The organism is Thermoanaerobacterium thermosulfurigenes (assembly GCF_051201035.1).
In the GTDB taxonomy this organism is placed as follows: domain Bacteria; phylum Bacillota; class Thermoanaerobacteria; order Thermoanaerobacterales; family Thermoanaerobacteraceae; genus Thermoanaerobacterium; species Thermoanaerobacterium thermosulfurigenes.
In genome coordinates this window covers 45,682-70,794 of the sequence record NZ_JBPODR010000012.1, presented here as the reverse complement: position 1 = coordinate 70,794, position 25,113 = coordinate 45,682, and the positions used below count along the sequence as shown (strand labels likewise).

The 25,113-nt window shown below is 33.2% G+C and carries 28 protein-coding genes and 1 other RNA gene; 23 read left to right on the top strand and 6 right to left on the bottom strand.

Annotated features, from left to right (window positions below; all coding sequences use genetic code 11):
- Positions 1-183: 183 nt before the first annotated feature.
- Positions 184-1,644 (top strand): hypothetical protein, encoded by a 1,461-nt coding sequence (locus tag HNR52_RS06695; RefSeq protein WP_303265216.1) that lies wholly within the window; start codon positions 184-186, stop codon positions 1,642-1,644.
- A gap of 25 nt (positions 1,645-1,669) precedes the next feature.
- Here the strand turns inward: HNR52_RS06695 and HNR52_RS06690 are convergent, their stop codons facing one another.
- The 4 genes from HNR52_RS06690 to HNR52_RS06675 form a co-directional block, all read right to left on the bottom strand.
- On the bottom strand, positions 1,670-2,164 hold the full coding sequence (locus HNR52_RS06690) for a L,D-transpeptidase (protein WP_435620055.1): 495 nt from the start codon (positions 2,162-2,164) through the stop codon (positions 1,670-1,672).
- A 102-nt stretch (positions 2,165-2,266) separates the two neighbouring features.
- Complete coding sequence (locus HNR52_RS06685; protein WP_435620054.1) at positions 2,267-2,623, bottom strand: sigma-70 family RNA polymerase sigma factor; 357 nt, start codon at positions 2,621-2,623, stop codon at positions 2,267-2,269.
- Complete coding sequence (locus tag HNR52_RS06680; protein ID WP_435620053.1) at positions 2,610-2,813, bottom strand: hypothetical protein; 204 nt, start codon at positions 2,811-2,813, stop codon at positions 2,610-2,612. The genes HNR52_RS06685 and HNR52_RS06680 overlap by 14 nt, the downstream gene beginning before the upstream one ends.
- Positions 2,785-3,045, bottom strand: a complete 261-nt coding sequence (locus HNR52_RS06675; RefSeq protein WP_435620052.1) for a hypothetical protein — start codon at positions 3,043-3,045, stop codon at positions 2,785-2,787. Before HNR52_RS06675 ends, HNR52_RS06680 begins: the two co-directional genes overlap by 29 nt.
- A gap of 373 nt (positions 3,046-3,418) precedes the next feature.
- Between HNR52_RS06675 and HNR52_RS06670 the strand changes: the two genes are divergently transcribed.
- The gene (locus HNR52_RS06670; RefSeq protein WP_435620051.1) at positions 3,419-4,513 is read left to right on the top strand and encodes a VPS10 domain-containing protein; all 1,095 of its coding nucleotides are present in this window, start codon (positions 3,419-3,421) and stop codon (positions 4,511-4,513) included.
- Positions 4,514-4,571: 58 nt separating this feature from the next.
- Here the strand turns inward: HNR52_RS06670 and HNR52_RS06665 are convergent, their stop codons facing one another.
- Entirely contained in the window at positions 4,572-5,213 is a 642-nt protein-coding gene (locus HNR52_RS06665) for a DUF1906 domain-containing protein (RefSeq protein WP_435620050.1), read from the bottom strand.
- 209 nt (positions 5,214-5,422) lie between these two features.
- On the opposite strand from HNR52_RS06665, the gene HNR52_RS06660 reads away from it, so the two are divergent.
- From HNR52_RS06660 to HNR52_RS06635, 6 genes are all read left to right on the top strand, one after another.
- The gene (locus HNR52_RS06660; protein WP_435620049.1) at positions 5,423-6,367 is read left to right on the top strand and encodes a YCF48-related protein; all 945 of its coding nucleotides are present in this window, start codon (positions 5,423-5,425) and stop codon (positions 6,365-6,367) included.
- 66 nt (positions 6,368-6,433) lie between these two features.
- Positions 6,434-7,105, top strand: coding sequence for a hypothetical protein (locus tag HNR52_RS06655; RefSeq protein ID WP_435620048.1), 672 nt, complete (start codon positions 6,434-6,436; stop codon positions 7,103-7,105).
- A gap of 71 nt (positions 7,106-7,176) precedes the next feature.
- Positions 7,177-7,917: a hypothetical protein gene (locus tag HNR52_RS06650; protein WP_013787575.1), complete on the top strand. Its 741-nt coding sequence runs from the start codon at positions 7,177-7,179 to the stop codon at positions 7,915-7,917.
- Positions 7,918-7,996: 79 nt separating this feature from the next.
- Positions 7,997-8,599: a hypothetical protein gene (locus HNR52_RS06645; protein ID WP_435620047.1), complete on the top strand. Its 603-nt coding sequence runs from the start codon at positions 7,997-7,999 to the stop codon at positions 8,597-8,599.
- A gap of 94 nt (positions 8,600-8,693) precedes the next feature.
- Positions 8,694-9,263 (top strand): hypothetical protein, encoded by a 570-nt coding sequence (locus tag HNR52_RS06640; RefSeq protein ID WP_435620058.1) that lies wholly within the window; start codon positions 8,694-8,696, stop codon positions 9,261-9,263.
- 86 nt (positions 9,264-9,349) lie between these two features.
- Entirely contained in the window at positions 9,350-9,715 is a 366-nt protein-coding gene (locus tag HNR52_RS06635; protein ID WP_435620046.1) for an ATP-binding protein, read from the top strand.
- Here the strand turns inward: HNR52_RS06635 and HNR52_RS06630 are convergent.
- A complete protein-coding gene (locus tag HNR52_RS06630; protein ID WP_435620045.1) occupies positions 9,702-10,007 on the bottom strand; it encodes a hypothetical protein in 306 nt (101 codons plus the stop codon). The genes HNR52_RS06635 and HNR52_RS06630 overlap by 14 nt on opposite strands.
- A 124-nt stretch (positions 10,008-10,131) precedes the next feature.
- On the opposite strand from HNR52_RS06630, the gene HNR52_RS06625 reads away from it, so the two are divergent.
- The 15 genes from HNR52_RS06625 to HNR52_RS06555 all read left to right on the top strand — a co-directional run bounded on the left by HNR52_RS06625 (position 10,132) and on the right by HNR52_RS06555 (position 25,112).
- Positions 10,132-10,680: a rubrerythrin family protein gene (locus tag HNR52_RS06625; RefSeq protein WP_013787581.1), complete on the top strand. Its 549-nt coding sequence runs from the start codon at positions 10,132-10,134 to the stop codon at positions 10,678-10,680.
- Positions 10,681-10,915: 235 nt separating this feature from the next.
- Positions 10,916-11,863, top strand: coding sequence for a phosphoglycerate dehydrogenase (locus HNR52_RS06620; protein ID WP_435620044.1), 948 nt, complete (start codon positions 10,916-10,918; stop codon positions 11,861-11,863).
- Positions 11,864-12,092: 229 nt separating this feature from the next.
- Complete coding sequence (locus HNR52_RS06615) at positions 12,093-14,747, top strand: sigma-54-dependent transcriptional regulator (RefSeq protein WP_435620043.1); 2,655 nt, start codon at positions 12,093-12,095, stop codon at positions 14,745-14,747.
- A gap of 52 nt (positions 14,748-14,799) precedes the next feature.
- Positions 14,800-15,318 carry a PTS sugar transporter subunit IIA gene (locus tag HNR52_RS06610; protein ID WP_435620042.1) on the top strand — a complete coding sequence of 173 codons (519 nt, stop codon included), beginning with the start codon at positions 14,800-14,802 and terminating at the stop codon, positions 15,316-15,318.
- A gap of 80 nt (positions 15,319-15,398) precedes the next feature.
- Positions 15,399-16,178: a PTS mannose/fructose/sorbose/N-acetylgalactosamine transporter subunit IIC gene (locus HNR52_RS06605; protein WP_435620041.1), complete on the top strand. Its 780-nt coding sequence runs from the start codon at positions 15,399-15,401 to the stop codon at positions 16,176-16,178.
- Positions 16,179-16,192: 14 nt separating this feature from the next.
- On the top strand, positions 16,193-17,077 hold the full coding sequence (locus HNR52_RS06600) for a PTS system mannose/fructose/sorbose family transporter subunit IID (protein ID WP_435620040.1): 885 nt from the start codon (positions 16,193-16,195) through the stop codon (positions 17,075-17,077).
- 79 nt (positions 17,078-17,156) lie between these two features.
- Complete coding sequence (locus HNR52_RS06595; RefSeq protein WP_435620039.1) at positions 17,157-17,660, top strand: PTS sugar transporter subunit IIB; 504 nt, start codon at positions 17,157-17,159, stop codon at positions 17,658-17,660.
- A 66-nt stretch (positions 17,661-17,726) separates the two neighbouring features.
- Positions 17,727-17,904: non-coding RNA, 6S RNA (gene ssrS / locus HNR52_RS06590), on the top strand.
- 90 nt (positions 17,905-17,994) lie between these two features.
- On the top strand, positions 17,995-19,638 hold the full coding sequence (locus HNR52_RS06585; protein ID WP_435620038.1) for a nucleoside kinase: 1,644 nt from the start codon (positions 17,995-17,997) through the stop codon (positions 19,636-19,638).
- 110 nt (positions 19,639-19,748) lie between these two features.
- Positions 19,749-21,089, top strand: coding sequence for a radical SAM/SPASM domain-containing protein (locus HNR52_RS06580; protein WP_435620037.1), 1,341 nt, complete (start codon positions 19,749-19,751; stop codon positions 21,087-21,089).
- A gap of 49 nt (positions 21,090-21,138) precedes the next feature.
- The gene (locus tag HNR52_RS06575; RefSeq protein WP_013787590.1) at positions 21,139-21,798 is read left to right on the top strand and encodes a helix-turn-helix domain-containing protein; all 660 of its coding nucleotides are present in this window, start codon (positions 21,139-21,141) and stop codon (positions 21,796-21,798) included.
- Between the two features lie 69 nt (positions 21,799-21,867).
- The gene (locus HNR52_RS06570) at positions 21,868-22,068 is read left to right on the top strand and encodes a hypothetical protein (protein WP_013787591.1); all 201 of its coding nucleotides are present in this window, start codon (positions 21,868-21,870) and stop codon (positions 22,066-22,068) included.
- A gap of 63 nt (positions 22,069-22,131) precedes the next feature.
- A complete protein-coding gene (locus HNR52_RS06565; RefSeq protein ID WP_013787592.1) occupies positions 22,132-22,320 on the top strand; it encodes a ferredoxin in 189 nt (62 codons plus the stop codon).
- 71 nt (positions 22,321-22,391) lie between these two features.
- The gene (locus HNR52_RS06560; RefSeq protein ID WP_435620036.1) at positions 22,392-22,610 is read left to right on the top strand and encodes an alpha/beta-type small acid-soluble spore protein; all 219 of its coding nucleotides are present in this window, start codon (positions 22,392-22,394) and stop codon (positions 22,608-22,610) included.
- 132 nt (positions 22,611-22,742) lie between these two features.
- The gene (locus HNR52_RS06555) at positions 22,743-25,112 is read left to right on the top strand and encodes a Lon protease family protein (RefSeq protein ID WP_013787594.1); all 2,370 of its coding nucleotides are present in this window, start codon (positions 22,743-22,745) and stop codon (positions 25,110-25,112) included.
- Position 25,113: the final 1 nt, after the last annotated feature.

Here is a 25,113-nt window from a genome sequence, read left to right as displayed (position 1 = left end):
GAAAATCAAAAGAATGATAATTTTACTTTAGGCGAGTTTTAAGCTGCTTAAGCGGCATATCCAACCCACCTGCTTTAGCAGGTGGTGGTTGAGTTTTACTTAATCATTTTTAATGTTTATGTAATATTTGACAAATTGATTAGATGTATAATGTTGTTAGGAATTACAAGGGAGGATGATCACATGAAAAAATTTTTAGTTGGCTTATTAATTTTAGCTTTATTTTTAACTGGATGTGGAATTGGGGTCAAACAAAGCAATACAATTAGTCAAAATACAATATCTAATAGTTCTTTAAAAACAAATGTATCTGATATCAGGTGGAAATGGTCTTTTAAAAATGACCAAAATACATTAGAGAATTTGCAGATTTTCAAATCATTGGATGGAGGTAATTCATGGACTCAAATAAATTTACCTATAGACATTTTATCAAAAGATGTATATAGTAACGTTTATGTAGAAAATGTTGTCCCATATTTTTTAGACTCTGACAATGTTTGGATTTCATGGATAAATAATAATGATGAGTCATTGTATATTCTTAAAACAACAGATGGAGGCAAAACGTGGAACAAACTAAGTTATAAACTCCCGCAGTTATCACAAAGCATTTCGAAAATCCAATTTGTAACACCAAATACAGGTTGGCTTTTAGCAGTGTCTGATGGCGCAGCGGAACAGCAAATAAAATATTTATTTAGAACAAATGACGGCGGAAAGACATGGGAAAAAATTAATGTTACTTCATCAGATTCTTATTCAGGTTTACCACTTGTAGGAACATCAACTGACATGATATTTTATGGTGCAGATAATGGATGGATAGGCGTTTCAAATCCGATATCAGCAGATGTAATCTTGTATAAAACAGGGGATGGAGGCAATACGTGGAGTAAAGTTTCAGTTCCTACACCACAAAGCTTTGAAAAGTATTGTATTATTTCGGCTTCAGTGCCTATATTTAAAGATGATAAAAATGGAACATTAAATATCGATTTTTATAGAACAAATGATGGCAAATCTGAAAATCATACTGTGACTTATGTGACAAATGACGGAGGAAATTCTTGGTCAACAAATGTATACGCGTATGATGAAAATAAACATATATTTGTAAAATTAAACACAAAAAGTGAGATTAAAAAATTTGATTTAACAAATTATGTAATAATGAAAGATTACAAAATTACAAGTGTTGCTGATGTAAAATCTGTATCTCTGTCTTATGACAACAAATTCATATACGTTAATTTTAATTTACCTGAAGATACTGATAGCATAATAATTCAGGTTAATGATGGAAAGTTTATTAAATTTGGTGATAGATATGGAGGCGCGACTAATGGAAGTTGGTCTCCTAACCATGATGAATTAGCTTTTACATCCGGTACTATAGGTAAAGGTGGAGTATATTTGTACGATGCTGAAAATAATGTTTATAAAAATTTTCATGTTCCTTATTTTAATATTGCGAAGATTTTTTGGAATAGCGATGGTGATCGCATTGCTTTTATAGGCGAAAAGAATAGCAATTTTGAACTATGTATTATTGATTTAAAAAATGGTAAATATTCAGTTGTCAATAAATTAAATTCCGAAGATATAAAATCATTTAGCGAGAGATCTATTATATGGAAGTAAAGGCAGGTTGCCCTGCCTTTTGCAATTATAGACTATTATTTACGTATAAAATACCTAATCCTTCTATAGATATACTTTTTATTTTTGCAATTAATGCTTGTTGATTATTATTTGATAGTCTTATACATCCATATGTTGGCCTCAAAGGATACCATATATCATTTGCATTTGTATCTGGATCTCCACCATGAATAAGAAAACCACTTCTACCATTATTAGCAGCTAACAGAGCATTACCACCAACTGGATCTAACTCTATTATAGGATTAGGTCCATAAGAGTTTAATGGGGAAAGTATTGATCCAATTGATGTATAGTATGTTCCTGTAGGTGTATCTGCATCAATTAGCATCCAATTTGCATGATCATAATTATTGTTTGCATCACTTGTGCCTCTACCTAAACATTCTACAGGACCAAAAACTATAAACCCATTAGAATCTCTCAAAGTCAAATTGCCTTTATAGTCTCTGTTTGTATAAAAATTAGCATATATTGTATAATCTCTTGGAATTGACATAAATATCTCCTTCCTTTTTTATTTTTTCAGAAGGAATTCATCGGCCGATTTACCCTTCTATATTATGAAAGAGTGCTTTATATTGAATTTAACAACCAATTTTCAATAGTTTTTTTCTAAAAATTTTCTCATTTTTTCTAAAGCTTTCTTTTTCGTCTTGCTTACCGCTTGCTGTGATATATTCAATTTGGCTGCTATATCTATTTCTTTTTTTCCATATATGATTGTCTCCAGTATTATCATTTTTTGTAGTGGTGTAAGCTTATTCAAAACCTCTTGTACAAAGATTTTATTCTCTATATTTTCATATTCAAAATTATCAACTATAATTTCTTTATCATCAAGAGTAAGAAATTCATTTTCTTTTATTTTTACATTCTTTTTTGAGAGTCTTATATATTCATTTTTCATGCCTTCAGCTATATAAGCTATAATTTTATTATCATCAAAATTTATCATTCTTCTCACCTTTTTTATACTTTTTAACAGTTTTTACAAGCCATAAAATTATGTCTTCTTCTGCACCGTCATAGCCCAATTTTCTTTTATATTTATTTATCAATGGCTTAAATCTCTGAATTAGCTCCCACAGTGCATCTTTATCCCCTGTATTTATATCGTTAATCAACTCTTTTAGATTTTTTTCCATTTTTGCTATTAATAGTATTATAAGTACCTATAGATGAAGATGCAGCCAATATAGAATTTAATAAATACAGGGGGATGTCCTTAAAAGAAAATTTACCAGTTACAACCGATGCAAATGTAATGATGGAGAATGAGATAATAAGGACAAGCAGCTGTGTTGGAATTTTCTTTATTAATTTTAACTTTTTTATAAATTGGACTATGAGGATTGTTGCTGCAACATTACCTGCCAACGTGCTAAGAGATGTATAATTGAAAAACTCTTGCAACTTCAACACCTCCATTAAAGGAAAAGTTTAAAATTATCTATTTTCCTTTTATCTATTAAAGAGTACATGATTTTAAAAAATACAACCCATTAATTGTAGTTTTTAGGAAAAACAATCATATAGGTAAGAAAGTAAAAACAGGGCTTAACAATTTATTTGCCCTGTTTTACCCATAATTTTAAAATTAAAATCTATCATTTTGTGCATATTATAACATAATTTTAAATTAATGTAATTTATTTTAATAATTTTTAATCATTTGTAATATTTGCGTAATAATTAATGAGATGATTAGTTGTATAATATTGTTAAAAGTTTTAAGTAGGAGGAAGATTACATGAAAAAATTTTTTATCAGTTTATTAATTTTAACATTATTTTTAATGAATGGATGTGAAAGTAAAACTAATAGTATTGTAAAGAATAACAATGCTAAGCAAACATATGATTTTCAGTATATTAAAATGATGACACAATACAATGGATGGGCTTTAGAAAAAAATAAAATTTATATTACTAGCGATAAGGGTAAGACATGGATTGATGTATCACCTGCCACTAAAAATAACATTTTTTCATGGTACTTTTTAAACGAAAATTATTCTTGGGTGCTTTATTCAGATGGAACTTTATATGAGACCAGAAATAAAGGCAAAAGTTGGGTTGGTTCTAAAGTTCCTTTTACAATGGGTAAATTATTTTTTCTTCAAAATAAAGATGGATTAAGAGGTTGGATGTTAAAAGAATATGGACCGGCATCTGGAGACAATCCTGTTGATGTGTATAAATTAATAAATAGCAAATGGGTTCTAATAAGCAAAAGGGAAATTTCAAATAATTCGTTAAAAGATGATAATTCAATTTCATTTGAAGGAGAAAAGGCATCTTTCATTTTTTTATCTGATGCTAAGAATGGCATTATCACAGTAGAGTATCGCATACCAGGGAAATATGGTTTGTATCTAAGCAGTGATAGTGGTTATACATGGAATAAAAAAAACATACCATTACTTTCGGAATTCAGAGATGATAGCATTTTATTTTATTCTCCTAAATTTTTTGATTATGAAAAAGAAACTATCGTAATTTTACCAGTTTGTATTTACGATATTAAGCATAACGACTACCGAATAATTTTTATAGACAGTAGTGATAATGGTTCAACATGGAAAGAAGTATCGTCATTTTCAACGAAAGAAAAACCGATTGAGATAAATTTAGTAGATAAAAATAATTGGAATGTTTTAATAAACAATGTATTGTTTATCACAAATGACAACGGTAAAACGTGGAATAAAGTTAACATCCCTAAGAATACAGTACAAATACAATTTGTAGATTCTAAAAATGGGTGGGCTTTAGTTAAATCACAATTGGGTACAAATTTATATTACAGTAAAAATGGTGGATTTTCATGGGAAAATCTTTTTTAAAAGAAGAAGAGAAGGCGATAAATTTATTATAAAGCCTTCTCTTTTTCGTTATATTCTATTATAATTTCCATCCTCCAGCTGCACCATTTGATATGTCTAGATCTACATTTATTGAACAAAGTGTTTGATTTGAAGCTGTCTGCCTTAAATGATATCCGGACCATGGATTTGTATTTCTGCCATCACTCCAACCTGGCGCATATGCTTGGAAAAAGTAAGTTGCAATTCCTTGATCTTTGCACCATGTTAGTACATCATAACTTCCATAAACACCAATTTTATAATGTACAACTTGTTCGCCAGCCTTTTGGCGTTCGTAAATATACTGAAGGTATCCATCATTAATTCCTTTAAAATAATCCAAAATACTTTGCTTTTGGGTCGTAGTAGCATCAAAATCAACTGCAAAGTATATAGGAGTATCAGCACTTTGCTCTAAATCAGCGGCATAATTGAATGCATTATCTCCATCTAATTTTCCCTGATTATACGTAAAATAACTAGGACTATTGGCAGGACCATCCTCCCATATAGATACGATATATAACCCTGCTGAAGAGATTTTTTGTACTTCATTTGCTGTTAAAGCTTTCCATGTATTTGTAACTGCAAAGTAACGTCCTATAAAGGTTTTACCTTGATTTTTTAAACATGTTAAAGCGTTTGATACATTTGTTGCTGTATGAATTCCATTACCCATTTTTTTACCTCACTTTCGTTAGTTTTTTAAGAAGGAATTCATCGGCCGATTTACTACCCTTCTATATAGAAAAGAGTATTTTATTTTTAAAATACAACCTTTGCCATTTAAAATTTAAATTTTTCTTAATCATTTTTAATGTTTATGTAATATTTGACAGTTCAATTAGATGTATAATAGTACTAGAAATTGTGAGGGAGGATCATCACATGAAAAGATTTTTAGCTTACCTTTTAATTTTAGCTTTATTTTTAACTGGGTGTGGAATTGGTGGAAAACAGAATACTACAATTAGCTCAAATACTACAATGTCTAAGAGCTTTTCAAAGGCAAATGAATCTGATATTATGTGGAAATGGTCTTTTAAAAACAATCATAAAACATTAGAGAATCTACAGATTTTCAAGTCAACAGATAGAGGTAATTCATGGACTGAAATAAATTTACCTATAAACGTTTTTCCAAAAGATGCATATAGTGACGTTTATGTAGAAAATGTTGTCCCATATTTTTTGGACTCTAATAATGGTTGGATTTCATGGATAAATAATAGTGATACTACATTGTATGTGATTAAGACAACAGACGGAGGCAAAACGTGGAACAAACTAAGTTATAAACTGCCGCAGTTATCACAAAGCATTTCGAAAATCCAATTTGTAACGCAAAATACAGGATGGCTTTTGGTTGTATCTGATAGCGCAGTGGAACAGCAAATTAAGTATTTACTCAAAACAAATGATGGAGGTAAGACATGGCAAAAAGTCAATGTTACTTCATCAGATCCTTATTCTGGTTTACCAATTGTAGGAACATCAACTGATATGATATTTTATGGTACAGATAATGGATGGATAGGTGTATCAAATCCGATATCAGCAGATGTAATCTTGTATAAAACAGTTGATGGCGGCAATACGTGGAGTAAAGTTTCAGTTCCTACACCACAAGGCTATGAAAAGTATTGTATCTTGTCGGCTTCAGTACCTGTATTTAAAGACGATAAAAATGGGACATTAGATGTCGATTTTTATAGAACAAATGATGGCAAAGCTGAAAATCACACTGTGACTTATGTGACAAATGATGGTGGGAACACTTGGTCAACAAATATATACGCGTATGATGAAAATAAGCATATATTTGTAAATTAAAACCTGAAAATATAAATGATTTAGAAAAAATCTATTGTTAAAGGTTTTTGTAGGAGGGTTATATGCATGAAAAAGATCTTTGCAAGCATACTGATTTTAACTTTATTTTTAAATGGATGCGGAATTACTGATGTTAAAAACAATAATGTAAATTCAAATAAACCTTACAAGATAATTAGTAAAAGTACTGACACTGCATCACAAACAAATTTAGACAATCTTAAAAATTTGAATAAAATGCCACCTACCAAACAAGAACTAATTAGAGAGGAAGGAATAGATTACAAAGTCTCCTATAAACTTTTTGATTGTTCAAAATTATCGCCAGGTTTTTCAACATACATTCCAGAGTCTATGAAAACTCAATTAAGTAATTCAAGTGATGGCAGTACTGTTATTCGAATTTATGAAACATCAAAAGACGGACAAGTTTTACACGATTATAATTATATTCAAATTTTTTACTATCCTAAAAATACAGAAAAAAATGCTGCAATAGAATTAATAAAAAACCTTTCAAACAAATATAATCTCAACGAAAATCAAAAGATACGTAAATGGGCAATACTTCAATATAATGGAATCTACGGAACTATTGCTTTAGGATACTATAATAAAAGATACTTTTATGTACTTACACATTCTACTACTGAATCCGCTGATATTTTTAATCCTCTATCAGAGCGTATATTTGCAGAATGGCGTTGGACAGATACAGGTAAGGGATTAATCGATTAGCAGATTATGTAATATTTAACAGATTAATTAGATGTATAATATTGGTTAAAGATTTTGGGGAGGGTGTGCACGTGAAAAGATTTTTTATCGGCTTGTTGGTTTTGACAATATTTTTAAATGGATGCGGAAACAAAATGAGTGAAGGTGACCGTAGTAAATTGCAAAAGGCTCAAATTTCAAATACTGTAAAAAATAATAGCGAGAGTATGGATGCTACACAGATTAACCAACATATTCCACAGCTTATTACATACAATGGTAATCACTTATCCGCTTGGGTGAATCAATTCTTATTTGTTGAAAATGGTGATTTAAAAGAAAGTCATGATGGTGATAAAAGTTATATAAAGCTTAGTTATGTAAAAGATAATGTCGTAAAGACTGTCGATTTAATTTCATACGCGTTGAAGTACGATTTGTTTAATGGCATTAATTATATGACTGCTTCTCCGTCAGGGAAATACATCATTTTAGAGTTTTCTCAAAACGTTCCAATTAGTGTCATTGTCGATACTGACACAAATAAAAGCAGTATATTATGGTATGATGAATCAAAAAAAGAAAGCATGATGAGAATTTCATTTAACCCCAATAATGAAGATGAGTTTGCTTTTTTGCCGTCAGCAGAAATAAATGGTCCTAATGGCAGTCATTTTTTAAAACTTTATGAAATAAAAACTCATAAGATAAATACAATAGGTGAAATTTCAGAGAAAGATATATCAATGCAAAATTCAATGATACAATGGGGGAAAAACACAATCAGTGTTATTTCACTGGATAAAAACAAAATATTTAATTTCATATATTAATCGTATTATATAGAACAAAGTTCGTATATGCAATGTATTTGAGTGAAGAATTTTCAAAATCATTAAAGAGGGGTCTTGTATGAAAGTAAAAAGTATAATGATATTTGTAGCAGGAATGATAGTTGGCATACTGTTATCTCAAATGTTAACAAGACATACAAGCATTTATGATGGCAATGGCAGTGTAGTATCATCTGAAAATATACAAAGCGTCGATATGGAGAACCCAATATCACAAAAAGAAATTTTAAAACAATTGAAAATAAACCCAGCTTTTGATATGTCACAAATACCAGTTGTAGGTTCCGATATTTACGGACATGTTTGGGAGGATATGGGTACCAAATCAAATTCATTTACTTCATGGGAAATGCCTAAAGCATGGAAAAAATACATCTACACTGAAACAGACAAAACCGATCCTAAATCTATAAACAATGGAGCCAATGATAAATTTTTATATATAACATTACAGGGTGTTGTCTTTTTATATTTGCCTCCTAATGGTAGATATTGGAGTCCAATACCGATGTTTGGAGATATACCGCCAGGTTCTGTGATAATTGCACAGCATGTTCCGTTAAAGCCCGCTGTCGAAGCTGGTATAATACCGGTATATCATGGTCAAGCATTTACTAAAAGTTATCCATTGCCAAAAGAGTGGCAGAATGCGCTAAGATAGTTTTTACAGACTTAATGAGTGCTCAGAAATCAATAAGACTATTAGTCATAAATATATAGTTAAAAAGGTTTAAAGGGGGTCGATTTAGTTGCTCATGATACTAATTTCTGTAATAGTTATAATATATTCGATTATTTCTTTTAAATATCCAGAGTTTAGAATGCCTAAGATTAGATATACTGTAGCTTTTTTTCTCTGTATACTTCTTGCAATTCATCTTTACTTAGACTACTTTAGAATAGGGTCGTTTAATTCGCTGGTTTTAAGTAACTTCCACAATTCAAAAATCGTTTCGGCTATGTTGGCCAAAAATAATGACAATGATAAAAGTAGTATCATAAAAAGTACCAATGATGTAAAGACAATAAATGACTTGGTAGCGTATTTAAAGCAATTTAAACTTGTGCAATATAATGGCAAATATACTAGTACAAACAATTATTCTTACGATATTGTTTTTTATACCAATAAAAAAGATGAAAGAATCGGAATAAGTGTGACCAATGATAAGTATATTGATGTTGCCGTAGACACTGCTAAAACTTACCATTTATTCTTTTTTAATTGGTATAATAACATAAATAGCTATAAATCTTATAAGATAGTTAACGGCAATATAAATTTGCATTTTTTAGATTCTGTATTGCATTCTATAAAAGATTAATTTCGAAATCTGTGATATTTATCACAAATTTTGTGCTGTTTTTGTTGTATAGTATATATTGGACAAAAATGAATGGAGGTTATCAAATGGTAAGAAGAAAGATAGTAAAGATCGATGAAGAAAAGTGCAATGGATGCGGACTTTGCATTTCACCATGTGTTGAAAGTGCAATAGTTTTAGTAAATGGGAAAGCCAAAGTTATAAGCGAGGAGCTTTGCGATGGCGCAGGTGTATGCTTGAATGTGTGTCCAACAGGCGCTTTGTCTATTGAAGAAAGGGAAGCAATGCCTTTTAACGAAGAAGCTGCATTGAAGCACAAGGCTACCATTGACAAAGATAGATGTTCATATTGTGGCAACAGCGATGATGATGCGCCAATTTTGACGTATAAATACAAAGGAGAGATAAAGCAAGTCTGCGTAAGATGTCTTCCGGCTCTTATTCACGGTTGATCCTTTTAGGGATGTTTGGCGGTTGAGAAGATGTACCAAGCTCTTTGTGGCGTGGTGAATGAACCACAGTGATGCTGTTCATGATTATTTCTACGTCTTCTTCACCGTCTTTTATTTTTTTTCTAAACTCCACTCTGGGTACAACTACTGTGACCTCATGTGGTACATCTATGTTTGTCTTCCTTTTTACCTCCACATCAAGGCCGTACAACCTTAACGTTATTTTGTCGTATCCTTTGTTTCTTTTAAATAGTTTTTTTGCCATATTTAATATACTTTTTATATTAACCATGATATAACCCCCAATACAATTTATGAAAAAAATGATATATACGTTCATACAGATGATGATGTATTGTATAAAATAACAAATTTGATAAAAAATATAGACAAACTCATAAAGAAAGGGTGTATTTATGAAAAATAATATGACGGCAGCAAATCTGCGCTCTGCATTTGGCGGGGAAAGCATGGCATATCAACGGTACAAATCGTGGGGTAAAATTGCCATGCAAGAAGGCTTCAAAAACGTATCAAAACTTTTTAATGCCATAGCGTATGCAGAGGAAGTTCATGCAGGAAATCATTTTAAAGCACATAGAGATATTGAAGGAGATTTTTTAGTGCCATCAATGGCTGGATTCGGTATAGGAAATACGTCTAACAATTTAGGTAAAGCCATAAGCGGAGAGCTTTTTGAAGTAAACGAGATGTATGCGACGTATATTGCCACAGCAGAATTTCAACAGGAACAGGAAGCTTTAAAGTCATTTACATGGGCAAGAGAAGCGGAAAAAATCCACGCTGATCTTTTCAAAGAAGCAAAACTATCAGTAGATATGGGGAAAGACGTAGGATTTAATGAAGTACATATATGCAGTGTTTGCGGTTATACAACAGTAGGACCTATACCTGAGAAGTGTCCCGTCTGTGGAGCAGAAAAAACGAAATTTGTGTCTTTTTAAGAAGGAAGGGCTTATAACCTTCCTTTTAATTTCACACACTTAATCATTTTAGTTGACACACATTTGAATCACATCTAAATAAATTTCTTGCAATGTGTTTTACTGCACACATTTTTTATATTAGGCTAAGGGTTTATTTTGCTGTGCGTTGCAACATTGGCATCAAATTTGCATCATTATATATGGGGGAAGATTGTCTCGTCTAAATTACAATCTTGATGGGAGGAGAGAGCCAATGAAAGGTAAGATTTTGATAACACCGAGATCTTTGTGCCATAAGAAAAATGATATAATTGAAATGCTTAATGATTACGAAGTTCTAATGAATGAGACAGGAAGACCATTTGAGGAAAATGAATTAAATGAGCTTATTCAAGACGTTGACGGCATCATTGTAGGAGTTGATAAAATAAACAGAGGAATTTTAGATAATGCTAAAAATTTAAAGGTTATCACAAAGTACGGTGTTGGGTTGGATAATATTGATATAGAATACGCCAAAAAGTTAGGCATAAAGATAACTTACACGCCTGGTGCTAATAAAGAATCTGTTGCTGATTTAGTGTTTACGATGATATTGGAACTTAGCAGGCAACTATTTAAGATGGATAAAATCGTAAGAGATAATAGATGGGATAAAGTCATTGGCAGGGAAGTATATGGAAAAGTCATTGGCATAATCGGCACGGGAAATATCGGCAAAAGTGTTGCCAAAAGGGCTACAGGATTTGACATGAGAATATTGGGCTATGACATGTTTCCTGACTATGAATTTGCAAAAGAGATAGGGATGGAATATGTTGACTCGCAGACTTTACTAAAAAATTCAGACTATATAACACTTCACATACCGTTTACAGAAAGCATGCATCATTTTATAGATAGAGAAGAACTAGAAATGATTAAAACCACTGCATATATAATCAACACTTCACGTGGAGAACTTATAAATGAGGAAGCTTTGTACGAAGCTTTAAAGCAAAAAAGATTGGCTGGTGCGGCATTAGACGTATTTGAAATAGAGCCTCCATATAATAGCAAATTGATTAAACTGGAAAATGTGATACTTTCTCCACATTGCGGTGCATCTACAGAAGATGCCATAAATAGGATGAATATGATGGCTGTAGAGGGCCTTAAAAGCGTTTTAGAAGGCAAGGAGCCTAAATTTGTATATGCATAATGTGCTAAAAACTAAAACGATAAAATGCAAAAAATTTGTTATCTGGTTTAAATCTGGTTATAATCGTAGTTTTTAAAAGAAATCAGCAAAAATTTCAGATTGAATAAAATTATTACTGGTGTTAGAATTTTAATATCATTTTTGAAAATCCTGCATTTGATTTCTTAATATTTTATTTGAAATTTTAAAGCACTGTTTATATTAAATGTAAAAGGAGCTGGTACAGGTAATGGATTTCAAAAGTAATGAAACCATAAAAAGAAGCGATAAAGTTTATAAAAAACTAAAGGAGCTGACGGAATCTTTAAATCTTAACGATTTTAATAGTCCTTTGGGCTATGACGCTTTATATATAGGAAAGTTATTAAACATCTCCAGAAGCAATACCAGCAGGGAACTTAACAGGCTATTAAAATCAGGAAAAGCGATAAAAATAAAAGGCAAGCCAGTTCTGTATTTAGATAAATTATATTTTAAGGAAAAATTCAGTTATCGTTTTACTAAGTCTGTTTTTGAAGATAGAAAAGATTTTGTGAATACATTAACAAGCGTAGGAATATTGAAAAGAGAATCATTTCAACTTAGTCAAAATAATCACAATAAATTTATTAATGCTAAAAAGATCAACAATAAATATTCTGAAAGCATACTTGATAATATCATCGGTGCCAAAAGTAGCTTAAAAGAACAAATTTCAAAAGCAAAAGCAGCCATATTGTATCCTCCAAATGGGCTTCATACGCTGATAATTGGCCCTACAGGGGTTGGGAAGTCCACATTTGCCGAAATGATGTACAAGTTTGGCGTAGAAGCTAAAGTTTTTAAAAGCAATTCTCCTTTTGTAGTGTTTAATTGTGCTGACTATGCTCAAAATCCACAATTGCTTATGTCTCAATTATTCGGACATATTAAAGGTGCTTTTACTGGAGCAGATAAAGAAAAAAGAGGCCTCATTGAAGAAGCTGATGGCGGTATATTGTTTTTAGACGAAATTCACCGCATGCCACCGGAAGGGCAGGAAATGCTATTCACGCTTATTGACAATGGGAAATACAGACGACTTGGTGAGACTGAAAATGTTAGAAGTGTAAAAGTTCTGATTATTGCAGCAACAACTGAAAATCCTCATTCGGCTTTGCTTCACACTTTCTTAAGGCGTATTCCGATGGTAATTCAATTGCCAAGTCTTGACAAAAGAACGTTGATTGAGCGCTTTTTATTCATATATCAGTTCTTTTATGAGGAATACGAAAGACTAAATGTACCTATTAAATTAGAAAATGATGCGTTAAAAGCAATAATGCTTTATGATTGTCCAGGCAATATTGGACAATTGAAAAGTGATATAAAGTTAATTTGTGCAAGAGCATTTTTGGATTATATAATTGAGGAAAAAGAGATGGTAGAGGTCTCGTTATCAACATTACCGCAAAATGCAAAAGAAGGCCTTTTGAAAATTCACAATTTGAGGGATGAGATTGTATTCAAGGAAATAAGCAATAATGGAGATATAGTATTTAGCAAAAACACCGTAGGCGTAAAAGATAAATTGAACATTAATTTTCTAAAAAGTTCCTACAGTGCAGATGATGATTTGTATGACTTCATAATGGATAACTGGGAAAAATTTAACAGACAAGGGATGTCATCAGAGCACATAAGGGAAAACATAGAAAATCAGATACAATTGTACTATAAAAATTATCTATATCCAATAGAACAGAATACTGACGGCGTAAACAGAAGTGTTTTGTTTAAGTTTGTTGATCCGTATATATTGACTGCTGTGGAATATGCTTTTAATGCCGTTCGTGAAAGCTTTGATGGAGTAATAACTCAGAAAGCAATTTATCTATTGTCATTTCACATAAAAACAATGATTGAGAGGCTTAAAGTAGGAATTGCTATTTCGCATCCTGATAGAGAAAGTATAGCAAGAAGTTATAAATCCGCTTATAGTGCTGCAAATGTCATAAAAGAGAGGCTTGAAGAAAAATTGAATATGAATATCCCCGAAGATGAGACAGCTTTTATAGCGATGTTTTTGCAGGCGTTGCAGTATGGAAAGAATAGCAGCAAGATTGGTATATTAGTTATGGCACATGGAAATAGCACTGCAAGCAGTATTGCGGAAGTAACCAATAGACTTCTTGGCACTGATCATGTAAAGGCTTTGGATATGCCGTTGGAAGAAAAACCGGAGGTGACTCTTAATAAAGCTATCAATATGATAAAAGAGATTGATCAAGGTAAAGGTGTACTGATTCTTGTAGATATGGGGCTTCTTAGGACTTTTTCTGACATTATTACCGAAAAAACTGGTATAAAAACCAGGACTATTGAAATGGTCAGTACTCCATTAGTGCTTGAAGCTACAAGAAAGGCTTTGACTCCAGATATGGATATAGACAAGCTTGTAGATGAGATAATATCTTTGCATCCATTGTTAAGTGGTGATGGCAATGCAAGCGATATTACATCTGATGCCAACAATATTTCGCTATACGAAAAAAATTTAAAAGACCTTTTAGCCCAGACATTGAATTTTTTAAATCCTGATAAGGTTTATCCTGTCTTAAAAGGGATTTTAAATGATATTCTTAATGAGAAAGATAAAAAAGTAGAGGATGAGATATGGATAAAATTTTTATTTCACTGTGCTTGTTTGATAGAGAGGGGGATTAGAAAGGATTATTTGCCAAATAACGATTTAGATGTGATAAAAAGCCGCAAAAATGGTTCATTTCAATTGATAAAGAAGCATTTTGAGGCTGTGGAGAATCTTTTTGGAATAGAGATTCCAGATAGTGAGTATGCATATGTGGCTGAGATGATTGACACATATATTGACACACTTGAACTTAGGAACATGACACACATTTAATTGAATAAAAACATTTACATGAAGAAGTGTTTTCATGGCACACATTTTGAAAATGATGTTTTTTTCTCCTAAGAGACATTCATTTGCAGATAGGTCATTTTCATGGCATGATTTTTGCATTATAGAATTTATGAAAGATAAAACATCGCATTTTGAAAGGATGATGATCTTGATAGGGATATTGGTTGTAACACACGGTGAGTTTGGTAAGGAATTATTAAAAAGTGCTGAGTTAATATTGGGAAAACAAGAAAAAGTTATGTGTTTGGGACTAAATGAAGGTGATGATGTTTTAAAACTAAAAGATAAAGTAAGGCAAGGCATCATTGATCTTGATGAAGGAGAAGGTGTGTTGGTCTTGACAGATATGTTTGGGGGAAGTCCTTTTAATGTGACATCAGCCAACTTAAAGGAATTGACCTTTAATTATTTGACAGGAGTAAATTTACCTATGCTTATTGAAGCATTATCGTCAAGGCATAGCTATGATGTTGATACATTAGCTGATATGTGTTATAAGTCGGGAATTGAAGGGATTAGAAACATGAATAAAGAAATACTCAACAAGTAAATTTATACACTGCAATAAAGATGGCTCTTTAAAGAGTTATCTTTAAATATAAAAACTTAATAAAAAAAGGAGGACTTTATATGCATGTAAGTATTAGTGCATCACAAGCTGCAATCATTGCTTTATGGGTGGCTATAGTCGAGGCACGTGCTCTTGGTTATTCAACATTGATGCTTCGCTTCACGCCTTTGATGACAGGTCTTGTAGTAGGTATCGTCATGCACAATGTACCGGAAGCAATGGTAGTCACTGCTGCCATACAGTTAATCTACATGGGGTTAATCGCACCTGGTGGAACATTGCCAAGTGAGCCAGCAGTTGCGGCTTCTATAGCAGTTCCGGTTGCGGTTATGGCACATCTTGATCCATCAGCAGCAATTGCAATCGCAGTGCCTGTAGGACTATTAGGGTCATATTTGTATTCTTTTAGATTCCTTTTGAATACGTTTGTATTACGACTTACAGATAAGTATGCAGAAGAATTAAACGATAGAGGTTTGACATTGACAATAATTGTTTTGCCTATTTTAGTAAGCCTTGTATTGTTCTTCCCAGCCATATTTATAGCACTTTACAAAGGTACTCCTTTGATAGCGGCGTTGATAAAAACAGTCACAGCCGGCAAGCTATTCCATGTTTTGACGGTGATAGGTGGAGGATTACCTGCATTAGGAGTTGCATTGACACTTACAGTTATAGGCAAGAGAAAATTTGTCGTATTTTTCCTCTTGGCATACTTTATGGCTGTCATACTAAAATCGTTAAATGTAAATACTGTGACGTATGCTGTCTTAGGAGGAATAATGGCATATCTCTACGTTATGTTTACAAGCAAAGAAGCAGATAGCCAACAAATTTGAAGGAGGTAAGTGGCATGGAAGATGTAAAAGTGAAAAACAGTGTAAATTCAGCAAAAATTGATGACAGCAGCAAAAAAATCACAAGAAAAGATTTGCTTTTAGGATGGTTTAGATGGTGGTACGCCAATGAAATACCTCATACATTTGATAGAATGTTGGCACCCTCACTTTTGTTTGGGTTAATGCCTATTTTAAGGAAAATATACAAAAAGAATGAGGATCTTAAAGAAGCGTATAAAAGGCATCTTTTGTTTTACAATACGCAAGCAGTATGGGGCGGTGGCACAATACTTGGAATAATGGCATCATTGGAGGAGGAAAGGGCTAAAAAGCTAAATGAAGGCAAAATCGATGAAGCAGTTGATCCAGAGATCATAAATAGTACGAAAGTTGGATTGATGGGACCTTTGGCGGGCATAGGCGACGCAATAGATTCAGGTACGGTGCAGTATATTTTGATAGGCATATTCCTACCGTGGGCAAAAGCTGGCAGTGCATTGGGAGCTCTTCTTCCTTGGATATTGTTTGTTGCATTGACATTCACATATGGATATTATTTTACTGAATTGGGATACAGGCTTGGACGTTCTGCAGTCGTTGAAATTGTAAGCGGTGTAAGAATTAGAAAAATCATTGATGGATTATCTGTTTTAGGTACTTTTATGATGGGAATTTTGGCGGCTTCTTATGTGACAGTAAATACATCGTTAAAATGGACTTTGTCAGGAAAACAATTCGTCTTACAAGATATTTTAGACAAAGTATTACCTGGGTTGTTACCACTACTGACAGTTATGCTTGTATACTGGTATTTCTCAAGAAAAGGTTTAAAAATAGTGAAAGTGCTTTTGTGGCTAATAGTCATATTTGCGGTTTTAGGCTTTACAGGACTTTTATAATATTCATGGTTTAGCTTAATTGCCTTTAAAGGTGATTTAGCTAAACCTCTATTTTAAATAATGAGAAAGGATGATCATTATGGGAGAAATCATTTTTGCCAGAATAGATGATAGACTTATACATGGTCAAGTTATGACAAAATGGGTAAAAGGGTATAATTGCGACTCAATATTTGTCATTGATGACCAATTAGCAAAGGATGAATTCATGAAAAATATTTACATCATGTCTGCATCTACTGCTAATATTACATTGATGATATTGACCGTCGATGATTCAATAAAATTGTGGGAAAAAGATCATTACGACGGATTTAAAGTTATATTATTGTTTAAAAATATAAAAACAGTCAAAGACACAATTGAAAAAGGACTGCCTATAAAGAAGCTAAACATTGGCGGTATAGCAAAAAGCGCCGACAGGAAATTCATAATACCGACTGTAAGTCTTAACAAAGAAGAGACGGAATCACTTTTAAAACTTGAAGAAAATTATGGTGTGGAAATATTTTTCCAGACGGTACCTGAAAGCAAGAGAGTTGGACTTGATGCAGCACTTGGCGTCTTTAACATTAAAAGATAATTTTGTTTTTTCCAGCAATCTACTATTGCAATGAAAAGCATTTAGGTATATACTGTAATCAACAAGATGGTCCTGAGGAGTTTAGTTACGGTGAATTTGTTTTCAACCAACACCATGACAACGGGAATTTGGGTTCAATTACGTATGAAAAGCCCACGTTTTAAGGGACTTCAGAAGTAATTGACAGGATACCCACTTTAGAAGCGGGCTTGAAAACATAGCCGAACGGCTTCGCGGGATAGATTGGATGTAAAAAACCGGCAATTGCCGGTTTTTTTATACACAGATTTAAAAATCTCTTCATTTGTATTATAATTTATGGTGAGGTGATTTTATGAATCTAAATGTAGAAGGTGCTGTCTGTACTTTTCCAGATCATGTGACGCTGGAAGAAATATCAGAGCAGTTTAAAGACAACCATAAGTATAGGATAGTTGCAGCAAAAGTGGATAATCTCATGGTTGATTTGTCTACAAAGATAGACAGGGACTGCGAGATACAATTTGTCGATATGTCAACAGAAGAAGGGATGATGGTATATAGAAGAAGCCTTACGTTTGTTTTGATTAAAGCAGTTAAAGATATTTTGCCGACTTCAAAGGTTACAATTGAGCACTCTTTAGGTAAAGGTTTGTACTGCGAAATTCATGGTTCTACTGTGAACAATAAAATTGTGCATGATATAAAGCATAGGATGAGAGAGATAATAGATGCAGATTATCCGATAATAAAAAAGTATTTAGACAAAGAAAGTGCTGTAAATCTATTCTCGAAAGAAGGCTTAGAAGAAAAAGTAAGTCTTTTTAAATACAGCGATAAAGAAAAAATCCCTGTTTACTTTTGCGAAGATGTTGTAGATTTTTTCTACAGCCCATGTGTTCCATCTACAGGATATTTAAAGCTGTTTGATCTTATACTCTATTTTCCAGGAGTAATACTTTTATTTCCTGAACCAAAAAGTCCAGATGTGCTTCCTGTATTTGAAGATGTTCCTAAATTGGCATCTGTATTTAAAGAAGCTGAGGAATGGGCAAATATACTTAATATAGGATATGTAGCGTCTTTAAATGATATGATTAAAAGCGGAAATGGTAGAGAGCTTGTCTTAATATCGGAAGCGCTTCATGAAAAGAAGATTGCCACTATAGCAGATCACATATATCAAAATAAAATGATAAAGTTGGTCCTTATTGCTGGTCCTTCATCATCTGGTAAGACGTCATTTGTCCACAGATTAAGTGTTCAGCTTAGAGTAAATGGATTAAAACCGCTGCCAATATCACTTGACAATTATTTTTTGCCAAGAGAATTGACGCCAAAAGACGAATTTGGCAACTACAATTTTGAAACGATCGATGCTTTAGATTTAGAGCTTTTTAATGATCACATAATAAAGCTTATGCAAGGTGAAGAAGTAGAGCTTCCGATTTTCAATTTCAAAAAAGGAGAAAGAGAAAAAGCAGGGAGAAAGGCTAAACTTGACAGAAATCAGATAATTCTTGTAGAAGGAATACACGGTTTAAACGAAAAGCTCACAAAGGATATACCAAAAGACAGCAAGTACAGGATATACATAAGCGCTTTGACACAGTTAAACCTTGATGAACACAACAGAATATCTACTACCGAGACTCGACTTTTAAGAAGGATTGTGAGAGATAATCAGTTCCGCTCCAGTGATGCCGAGGAGACAATTCTTATGTGGCCTTCCGTAAGAAAAGGTGAGGAAAACTATATTTTCCCGTACCAAGAAGATGCAGATATCATGTTTAATTCTTCGCTTCCATATGAACTGCCTGTTATAAAGAAATACGCTGAACCACTTTTAAAAGAAATAAATAAAGATAGCAAGGCTTTTTCAATTGCACAGGAGCTTTTAGAGATATTGAGTTACTTTGTAAATTTAGAAGATGAATCTCCCATACCTCCAAATTCTTTGATGAAAGAATTCATTGGAGGAAGTTGTTTGGATGTGTAAAAAGTTCTAAAAAGGTATTGAATTAATATATTATTAGTGCTAATATTTTTTTAAGAAGAATTTTGGTCTTTTTGGTAATTTTAAATTTATTGGTATAAGGAGGGGATGTTATGAACATCATCGATCCTGTTGTTGGAGCTCTTATCAATTACATCGACAAAGATCCAGAGAAAAACCTTCAAGCAATGGCCAATCTAATGTCAAAAATAGCGGTATTGCCGAATCACAGACAGCAAATAGAAAGTGTAAAATCGTTTTTAGACGACAAGGACAGCAACTGGTATAAGTTTACAGTAAAAGGGATAAAAAACATTGACAAGAACATCTTAAAGACGCTCATGATAAACTTCCTTGTAAACGCAAGCCTTAAAGGTATTCCGAAACAGCAAGAGTGGGAACAAAAATTAGATGCCAATGTTCCGTGGGCGATACTTATGGATCCCACTGAAGCATGCAATCTAAATTGTGTAGGCTGTTGGGCAGGAAAGTACAATCCACACAATCTATCATTTGAGACGATGGATAGAATATGCAAAGAAGCAGAAGAACTGGGAGTTTACTTTATAGTTCTATCTGGCGGTGAGCCGACCGTCAGGATGAAAGACATAATAAAGCTTGCTGAAAATCATAAGAATCAGGTATTTCATCTCTTTACAAATGGTACGCTTATAGATGAAGACATGATAAAAGAAGTAAAAAGAGTGGGCAATATAACATTTGCAGTAAGCATTAACGGCTTAAAAGACAAAAATGATGAGATAAGAGGCAAAGGCACTTTCGATAAAGTGATGAAAGCCATGGATCTTATGAGAGAAAATGGGGTATTATTCGGTTACTCTGCTACATACACTAAAACTAATATTGAAGAAATATTCAGTGATGAGTTTGTAGATATGATGATAGACAAAGGTGCTTACTTTGCATGGTACTTTACTTACATTCCTGTTGGAAAAGATCCTGATGTAAAATTCATGGTATCGCCTGAACAAAGAAAATACGCTTATGAAAGGATAAACTATATAAGAGCTACGAAAGAGCTGTTTGCAATCGACTTTTGGAATGACGGAGAATTTAGTGGGGGATGCATAGCAGGAGGCAAGAGGTATCTCCATATAAATGCAGCAGGCGATGTTGAGCCATGTGCTTTCATCCATTATGCTAATGTCAACATAAATGACGTAAGTCTGAAGGAAGCCCTTATGTCTCCTATTATGAAAGCTTACAGAAAGAGGATGCCGTTTAATCAAAATCATTTGAGGCCATGTCCACTTATAGACAACCCAGAAGAGCTTTTAAATATAGTGAGAGAATCCAACGCAAGGCACACGGAAAACAGCGATGCATCACATATTGAAAATTTGTACAGTGATTTAAAGGAAGTTGCAGAAAGATGGGGAGAAGTAGCGGATGATATCTGGAATTCAAAGACATCTGCCAAAAAAGAAGCTTGACTGCAAAGGCAAAATACCCTATTATATGTGAGAGAAATGGGGTGTTTGTGTGCCTTTAACGAAAAGAAAGGTAGACTTTTTGGAAACGCTTATAAAGCTTTATGACAAGGATAAAGCTCCTGTACACTATGCTGACGTTGCAAGTTTTATGGGCATAAGCAAATGGACTGCCTATGATATGTTGACAGAACTAGAAGAACTGGGATATGTGAAGCGGCAGTATTTTATTGGTGAGGATAAATCTATAGGTAGATCCATATTGGTTTACATGCCTAATGAAAGTGCTTATGATGTGGTAAATAAAAGCAGTATACATGAGTGGAACAGTGTAAAAGAAGTCTTATTGAATGTGATCAAAAAAAATGATGATTCCATATCAGTTGACGATTTTATGAACGAAAAAAAAGCTGCTTTAAAGCCTCTTAAGTTTTGTGCTTATGCCTTGACAACGTTGCTTTTGCAGATTAAGACACTTGATGTAACAGTAATTGAAAATATAAAAAATTCCATAAACATTAATGGCAGTGAAGCGCCTGTGATTTTGTTTGTTGGAATCGTGATTGGATTCTACATCGACTATCATTTGTCCAGTGAAAGCAGGAAAGTTTTTGAGAAGGTTAATATATTCCACAAATATATAAAGGAGCTAAGCGCAAATGACAAAACATTGTTAAATAACTTTTTGAAAGAATCGCTTTTGTACATTTAAGACCGTTTAGGTCTTTTTTTGTATAATAAAAGTTTTTTTTTAGAAACTAAATATTTAGGAGGTGTTTTTATGGACAGAGAAAAAGAGATAAGTGAGATAATAGATTTTGTGGAAAGGTACAAAGAATCAATGGCCAGTCAAATGGTGGTGTCGCGGATTTTAGGCGACAAAGGCGCTAAAGTAAATGAAGAAACTATTGATAAATTAAAAAACAGTATTGTAAATGCAGCGGAAGATGATTTGGAAGCGTGTTACTATATAATAAAATAAATATTTTGTTTTTTGCAAAAATATGATATATTAGATGTATAAAATAGCATAGGAGGTAAATATATGAAGGTATATGTAGATCAAGATTTGTGTATAGCTTGTGGCCTGTGCATCGACACGTGTCCAGCGGTTTTTGACTGGAATGACGAAGGCAAATCGCAGGCAATAGTCGATGAAGTGCCTGAAGGCGAAGAACAGGCTTGCCGTGATTCCATAGATGGTTGCCCTACTGAGGCAATAAAAGAAATATAAGTTTTGACAAATATATAAGTTTGGATATATACCTTCGCTGGAGGAAAAATAAAAGCGGAGGTGTTTTTTCTATGTCAAAGAGAAAGAAATTGTATGAAAAGGCTGAAGACGAGCTTGACTCATTAAAAGAAGAAGTTGCCGAAGAATTACACCTTGATGATGACATTGAAAGGCGTGGTTATGAAAATATGACTACCAGAGAAGTTGGAAAAATTGGTGGTAACATGGTTAAAAAGATGATTAAATACGCTGAAAAACAAATGGATGAAAAAGATGGCAAGATAGATTGATATTAGGCTGAAGGATATCCTTCAGCTAATTATTTATAAGTAATTCCTCTCATATAATTAAGCGATCATTTATGTAAAAGAAGGGAAAAAAGAGTCTATGTCGAATTCTTATTTATAAAAGGAGGGCTTTGAATGAGGGAATTAACACCAGAAAGTCTTAAAAAGCATATAGATCCAGATTTGCTTGGTTTTGAAACGACGGATGATGTGGAACCTTTGAAAGATCTCATAGGGCAGGAAAGAGCTAAAGATGCCATGGAGTTTGGTTTAAGAATCAAACAGAAAGGATACAACATATTTATTACTGGGATTACTGGTACTGGAAAATCCAGCTTTGCCATAAGCAGTGTTTCTAAAATCGCATCTTCAGAAAAAGTGCCAGATGATTGGGTGTACGTGTTTAATTTTGATAAACCGTCACAGCCAATTGCTATAAATTTAAGACCAGGTGATGGCAAGAGATTTAAAAACGACATGAGAGATTTTGTGGAGCAGCTTCAAAGAGAAATCCCTAAGGCATTTAATTCAAAAGCATACGATTTGCAAAAAAATGAAATTGTGAAGAAATTTCAAGACAGAAAAAATCAATTGATCCAAGAACTAAACGATTTGGCAAAAAATTTTGGCTTTGTGCTTAAAGAGACAAAAACTGGTATAGTAAGTATACCTGTTGTAGACGGTAAACAGATAAGCAATGAAGAATACGAGCTATTAGACGATGAGAAAAGAAAAGAGATAGAAGCTAAAGCGGCAAATTTTGAAGAAAAGGCACTGCAGATATGGAAGGATATACAAAGTATAGATAAAGAAACAAGGGATGCTGTTCACGAGCTTGACAATAGCGTAGGACTTATAGCTGTTGGACATTTGATCGATGATTTAAGAAATAAATATGCGGAATATGACGGTGTATCGAGATATCTTGACAGCCTTCAAAGAGATATATTAGAAAACATCGACAGTTTCAGAAGCGATGATGATGAAGACAATCAATTTCCATTTATCATGCGAAAGAACAAAAAAGATGTTTTCAAAAAGTACAGTGTAAATCTTTTTGTAGATAACAGCAATACAAATGGTGCGCCTGTTGTGGTGGAGTACAATCCCAACTACAACAATGTATTAGGAAACATTGAATACGAAAGCGATTTTGGAGTGGCGATTACTGATTTTACGAAGATTAAAGCAGGGGCTCTTCACAAGGCAAATGGAGGATATCTTATTTTACAGGCTAAGGATGTCTTGACGTATCCGTACGTATGGGATGCCATTAAGCGTACGCTAAAGACGGATAAAATAGCAATAGAAAATGTTGCGTCGTCTTACGGCCTTTTGTCCATATCATCACTAAAACCTGAGCCAATTGACTTAAATGTCAAGGTAATACTCATAGGAACTCCGTATTTATACTATATTTTATATAATTACGATGATGATTTTAAAAAGCTTTTTAAAGTTAAAGTTGATTTCAACGACGTGATGGATTTAAACGAAGAAAGCATCTTAAAAATGGCTTCTTTTATAAAGAAACATTGTATTGAAGACAATTTAAGGCCTTTTCACAAAACAGGAGTGGCAAAAGTCATTGAGTATTCAACAAGGATATCGGAAGACCAAAACAAATTATCTACACAGTTTAATGATATTGTTGAGATTTTATATGAATCAAATATCTGGGCGGAAATAGAAGGAAGCAAAGCTGTCACGGCTCATAATGTAGAAAAGGCTATAAAGGAAAAGATAAAGCGTGTCAACATGATAGAGGAAAAGTATATGGAATATTTTAAAGATGGAACTTTTTTGATGGATGTAGATGGTGAAAAAGTTGGGATTGTAAATGGGCTTTCTGTCATAAATTTAGGTGATTACCAATTTGGAAAGCCTTCCAGGATAACGGTTACCACTTACCCGGGCGAAGAAGGTGTGGTAAACATCGAAAGAGAAACCAAAATGAGTGGTCACATTCACGACAAAGGCATAATGATAATAACGGGATTTATAGGCAATAGGTATGCTTTGGATTTTCCCCTTACTTTATCGGCCAGAATATGCTTTGAGCAGCTATATGAAGGCGTAGAAGGTGACAGTGCTTCCAGCACAGAGCTTTATGGGCTGCTTTCAAGCTTATCAGATATTCCCATTAGACAGGACATAGCTGTAACTGGTTCTGTCAATCAATTTGGAGTCATACAGCCTGTAGGAGGCGTAACACATAAGATTGAAGGATTTTTCAAATTATGCAAAGTGAAAGGACTTACAGGAAGGCAAGGCGTCATAATCCCAGAGCAGAATGCAATAAACCTTGTTTTGGACGATGAAGTAATAGACGCATGCAAGAGTGGAAAATTTCACATATATACTGTAAATACGATAGATGAAGGTATGGAAATATTGACAGGTCATAAGATGAGTGATATAAACGAAAGAGTGAAAAACAAGCTAAGATTATTTTACAACATATTGACAAAAGAAAAGTCATCTGATAAAGAAAGGAATGTTTGAT